This window comes from Glaesserella parasuis (genome assembly GCF_002015085.1).
GTDB classification, from domain to species: Bacteria; Pseudomonadota; Gammaproteobacteria; order Enterobacterales; family Pasteurellaceae; genus Glaesserella; species Glaesserella parasuis.
The window spans coordinates 1-5,922 of record NZ_MUXW01000041.1 but is presented as its reverse complement, the minus strand read 5'-3'; the positions used below and the strand labels follow the sequence as shown (position 1 = coordinate 5,922).

The following is a 5,922-nucleotide window of genomic DNA, read 5'->3' as shown; positions in this document are numbered from 1 at the left end:
AATTGTTGAAGGGGATAAAGTCACCATCAACTACACCCCAGAAAATACTGATGGAACAGCGGGTACACCGACGACATTGACTTACACCTATACTGGTGGAAACTGGGTTCAAGATGAAAAAGATTCATTTAAACTCACCCAACCACTGAAAATGGCAAAGTCAGTGTAACGATTCTTAAAGACAAATTAGCCGACAACACCGAGGTCAAAGCACAAACTACTGATGTATCAGGAAAAACATCAGCAGAAAGCAATACGACTAAAGTCGTTGCTCCGTTTGATGAAAAATCAGCGCAGCCAACTATCACGGTGAAAGCAGTTGACGTAGTAAGCAATGGCGAAGCAGCGAATAATGAGCCTGAAAAAGCGATTGTGACTGTAACCACAACTGCACCGAAAGGTTCACTTGTGAAAGTGTACAAAGAAGGTGAGCTCAACACCCCAATTGGTGAAGGCGTTGTTGGTGAAAATGGCAAAGCAGTCATTACAATTACTGAAAAAGCGAAAGATCCAAGTAGTAAAGCACCTGAAAACATTACATCAACGGATAAATTAGTTGCAACAGTCCAAGAAGTGGGTACTGATGGCACAACACCAGTGAAAGCACCAAGTATTCCGTCTACAGCTGTTCAAGTAGGAACACCTGCTGTCGGTAAACATAGCAATAATGATGTGGAAAATTCAGGTGGACACGAAGGCGATAATACTCCGCCGACAACGGCTCCAACACTTACGGCAGAACAAACTGGCAACAAACGTGGAGCTGTAACTGTAGCATTACCTAGCGATGCACAGGTGGGCGATCGTGTGGTATTAGAATTTACGCCTGAAAATTCAGAAGAAAAAGTGATCGTAACTTTAACTAAAGGTAGCGATAACAATTGGACTTCAAATAACACAAACGTTGTGGCAAATCCAACTGGCAACAGTGCTGAAATCCCAGCAAATCAAGTGAAAGACAACTCGCCAGTTAAGGTGAAAATTGTTGATTTAGCGGGCAATGAGACAGCAGGGCAAGACGTAACCACAGCCTTTGATGAAGTGACACTGTTGAGAGATGTATCATTGACTAAAGCGATTGACACAGACACCGTCTCTAACGCAACACCAGAGAAATTTACTATCACGGGTAAAGCGGAAAAAGATGCGGTAGTTAAAGCTTATGTAATGTACAACAATGAAAAAGTTGAGATTGGTTCAACTACGGTAGCATCTGAGAACGGCGAGTTTACCTTTGATACAAATAATATCCGAGATGGTCAGCTAAAAGAGAAATTAAAAGATTTCAATTTCAGCACAAACAGTCCTGCAACAGCAATTACTCTGGAAGCAACCAGCACGGGTAAAGCACCGAGCGCACCTCAAACAGTCAACGCAACAGCTACTCGTAAAGGTGAAAAAGATGACCACACCGAAACAACAGCACCAGAAAACCCAACCATTACCCCGTATGTAGAAGGCTTTGGTGGGGCGAAAGTTGTGCTTCCGACACCGGCTCAAGGGGAAGCGTTAGAGGTTGAAATTACCTTAACGCCAAAAGGTGAAAATGGTGCTTCTGAACAAGCTAAGAAAGTGAAATTAGCTCACAATGGCTCGCAATGGGTTGTCGAAGGTGATAATGCTAATTTAATTACCTTAAAACAAGTTGATGGTAAAACAGTTGCTATCGTTACCGGTGACAAAGCACCATTTGGCGGTACGCTCTCAGCAACCACAACGGACTTTGCGGGTAATAAACCAGAGCAAGCAGCAACTCAAGAACTGAACAAAGGGCCTACAGACCAAACAGCTAAGGATACTCATTCACCAGAACGCACAGACGTGCCAACAATCACTGCGGGCAGAACAGAGGCAGTTAACGGCGTTTCAGGCGACCAACCAAACGCAGGCGATATCGTAGCGAAACCAGGCGGCGATAATGACAGAATGGTTGTGAAGTATGTAGATGATCAAGGTCAGCCGAAAGAAATCGCTGTGAAGAAAGATCTTGAGCAAGGTAAGTGGGTATTGGATACAACGCAACCGGCTGAACAGGATAAAAAACCTGCTGAGGGTGACTATATCATCAAAGACGACGGTACTGTGATTGTTAAAGGTCAGAAAGTGAAGGATGGCTCAGAAGCAGAAGCGGTGGGTTATAAGACTGTGGGTGATCAACAAAAAGCCTCAAGCGAGCCTTATGTGGATAATAAAGACAGCAGTGGTAATACGTTAGAAGAAAATCAAATTCCGACGGATGAAAACGGTCAAAAACGCACGAGAACCGACCTCGCGAAGATTATTACTCATAAGGATGATGAGACTCCGACGGAAACCGATGCGCCGACAGTGACTAAGGGTCAAAACGGCACCTTAGAACAAGGCTCTGCGAAGACAGTGACGGAAACTACTCCGACAACTTCGGCAACTGGTGCTGATGGTCAAGCTGGTGCAACGCAGCAGACTACGACTAAAGTCATTACTTCTACACCAGTAACAGGTGCAACGACTGGCGATGCTGCACAAACTCAAACACCTCAAAACGAAAATGCGGTGTTGATTGCTAAGAAAGAAAATGGTGAGTGGAAACTCTATACCACAACGGAACAGGACTATAACACCAAAGTTACAGGTACTGATGGTAAAGAACATAATGCACCGAAAAATCTGATGCCTGAACCGGAAGATGTGGCGACCATTGATAAGACAAGCGGTGAGATTACCTTAAAACCTCAGGCGGTGCAGGATAACACTCAAGTATCTGCGACGGGCTTTAATGCGATGAAGCAACCGACAACGGGTAAAGAGGGAATTTCACAAACCGTTGATGCTGGTTTAGATGCAAAAGGAATCAAAGACAAAACCGTGTACTCGCCAGAAATTACCCAAACCAATAAGGGTGATGTGATGGTAAAACCGGGTCAAGATAATAAGGAAATGACGGTGACTTATACCGATAAAAATGGTCAAACACAGACGATTAAATTGGAAAAAGTGCCAGCGAGTCAGGGAGAAACAGGAACTGCCGCATATCCTCAAGACGCAACAAAATGGGTTGTGAAGAAAGAGGGGACGACTATAACTGGAACAGATGGTACAACAACTGGCGATACAGTCGGTACAACCACTGAAAACGGAGAAACCATTAGTTTACCAAATGGTGTAACTGTCGATACTACTACAGGTGCGGTGACAATTCCGAAAGATGCAACTCAGATTGGTAAAACGGTGAAAGCTGATGCTAAGGATGATCAGAATAACGCGATCACTACAGGTGACTATACCGTTCAAGAGGATATGACGCCAGATCGTGCAGATCCGATTACCACAGGTAATGACGGCGATAAAGCAACCTTTACACCGGGTGATGATACTAAGGAGATGGAGTTCTTTAAGAAACCGACCAATGGTACAACATCGGAAGATAAACCAAACGGTGAATCTATCGGTAAGGTGGTGAAAAAAGAGAATGGTCAATGGGAATGGCAAGGTAAGGGCACCAATACGGGAGATGCTCCTAAAGTTGATCCAGCTACAGGTAAAGTCACTTTCCCAAGTGGTGGTCCCTTGTAGGCGATGGCAATGGTATTGTAGCAGTGGCAACGGATGGCAAAAATAACAAATCTACTCCAACAGAGCCTGTAGTTCCGCCGAAGAAAGATAGTTCGGAACATGCTGCGGAAACGCCTACAGTTAAACCTATTACAGAGGGTGAGCAACAAGGCGGTATGGAAGTGACACCGGGCGGTGATAATAACACCTTGACAGTTCGCTATGAGAAAGAGGTTAAACCTGAAGAGGGGGCGACAGGCACTAGCGATGGTACAAGCGGTACTGAAGGCGAGAAAAACTACGAGACCATTACCGCGGTGAAAGATCCGAATACGAATAAGTGGTCGTTTAGTGGCGATGTGCCGAGTGAAATAGCTGAAATTGATGAAGATACCGGTAAGATCACCTTAAAACCTGAGGCGGTGAAAGACGGCACAGGAATTAAAGTGGAGGCGACGGATAGCTCCGGTAATACCATTGTTAAAGAAAACGATGAAAGCACGAAAGCACCGAGCAATCCGGATGTGGTGGATCCAAATAATCAACCGAAACCGCCTACGGTTGAACCTGAGCCAGAAACCCCAGCTCAGCCACCGGCACAACCAGAGTTTATAGATGATACAACAACTATAACTCCAGCAGATGAAACACCAACAACCTTTAAAAACACAGGTATTGGTCAAGTACAAATCAATCCAGAGGCTGGTGTTGATTTTATTAGCTTCACGGTGACAACCAAAGATGGAGGCGAGCAAAATATAGCCTTTATTAAAGATGATAATGGTTGGGAAAAATATGTTATGCAGTTAGGCGATGGTAATGGTAATGACATTGTGGATGGTGACGAAAAAGTTATCTATGACAATGTACAGACTATTGGCAACGGAGCTCTAACTGTCAGCAATATTACCAGCGATAGCATTACCAACATTCTTGTAGGTAAAGCAGGCGATGAGTTTTTACAACCACAACCGACTAAACCAACGGCTCAAATCGATAGTGCAAATCGAGGCGGGGCGATTGTGAAAGTGGGTGAAAACACCAGCAAATTCAAAGTCACTTACTACGATGAAAAAAAGGAAAACAGAAAACCCTTGTTTATGCTAAAGAGAGCAATAACTGGGCGTTGAAAGAGGTTGATGGACAACAGTCTAGTCAAGCTCCAGAGGGTGTTAATTTGACTAATGAGGGCAAAGTTACCCTTGCTCCAAATACAGTTAAAGACAACAGCACTGTGAAAATTGAGTCCTACAACATGGAAGGCTTTATTAAGGGCAATGCTAGCGTGAAGACGACTTTGGATGTAGTGAACTACGACGGTGTAACAACTGGCGTTCAAAACATCACCGGACGCCTAGGCTATAACTCTTGGACGGGTATATTTGGTATAAAAGGCAACGACGACGTTTACCAAGACTGGGGCAATAGCCCAAGCTCAGGCTTGAAACAGCTAAGCGAGGGTGGCTATGGAAACTCAAGACCTCAATCTACACGCCAAGATGGCGATGGAGCGACCTATAAATGGAGTAATAGAAACGACACGGTGTTAATCCATGAGACGCTCGGTAAACAAAACGAGCAGTCAGGGAAAAACTACCTGCTTACCCTTGACTTCCAACAAGGCAATGATACCCTTGTAGTCGGTAACGACCTCGGTACGAAATATAAGCGTGATGGTAAGGATATCATTAGGCTGAATATGGGCGAGGGCGATGACTTGCTGATGGTCGGTACGGATAATGAGTATTTTGAAGAATATCGCAACAAGAAAACCGGTGAAATTGATATTTTCACGAAAGATGCGAAAAACTCAAGTCAGTGGAGTTCTCAAAATATGGATCAAACTTGGGAACGCCTATCGAATCAAATCAACCATCGAAACCAAGCTGGCGGTGGACGTATAGAAAATGCGACCATAAACATGGGTAGAGGTGATGATACTATTATTGTTGAGGGTATTACCGGTGAAAACTTCGGGGCAATCATGGGCTCAACTATCGACTTAGGCGATGGTAATAACCGTGTGGTGATTGCACCAAATGGAGCTTACGCCTACAAACCAGGGCATTATTTCAACTCACCAATGCAGGCTCGTGGAAATATTAAGAGCTCGACCATTTTGGATGGTAGAGACAGCGATTTCATCAAAGCAGCATTAATTGAGCAAGGTGCGAATATCCAGCTCAAAGATGGCAATGACCATGTTGTTGTGAACCGCTTCCAAAGCTCAACCTTAGATATGGGTGCCGGCGATGACCTTGTAGAAATCAGAAACTACAGTAAAGATCCGACTACAGGTCAAATCTTACCAGGTTTAGGCACAATTGTGTGGGATACTCAGATTGGTGCAGGAACAAAAATCAACCTAGGCATATAAACTCGCAAAATTTT

The 5,922-nt window shown here is 44.3% G+C and carries 3 protein-coding genes; all 3 read left to right on the top strand.

Annotated features, from left to right (window positions below; genetic code table 11):
• The first annotated feature begins 309 nt into the window (after positions 1-309).
• Genes B0183_RS09475 through B0183_RS09465 form a run of 3 tightly spaced genes read left to right on the top strand, consistent with a single transcriptional unit; the run spans position 310 to position 5,908 of the window.
• Positions 310-3,552: a hypothetical protein gene (locus B0183_RS09475; protein ID WP_078208719.1), complete on the top strand. Its 3,243-nt coding sequence runs from the start codon at positions 310-312 to the stop codon at positions 3,550-3,552.
• A 23-nt stretch (positions 3,553-3,575) separates the two neighbouring features.
• The gene (locus tag B0183_RS09470; protein ID WP_078208718.1) at positions 3,576-4,661 is read left to right on the top strand and encodes a hypothetical protein; all 1,086 of its coding nucleotides are present in this window, start codon (positions 3,576-3,578) and stop codon (positions 4,659-4,661) included.
• Positions 4,662-4,708: 47 nt separating this feature from the next.
• Positions 4,709-5,908, top strand: coding sequence for a hypothetical protein (locus B0183_RS09465; RefSeq protein WP_131826772.1), 1,200 nt, complete (start codon positions 4,709-4,711; stop codon positions 5,906-5,908).
• Positions 5,909-5,922: the final 14 nt, after the last annotated feature.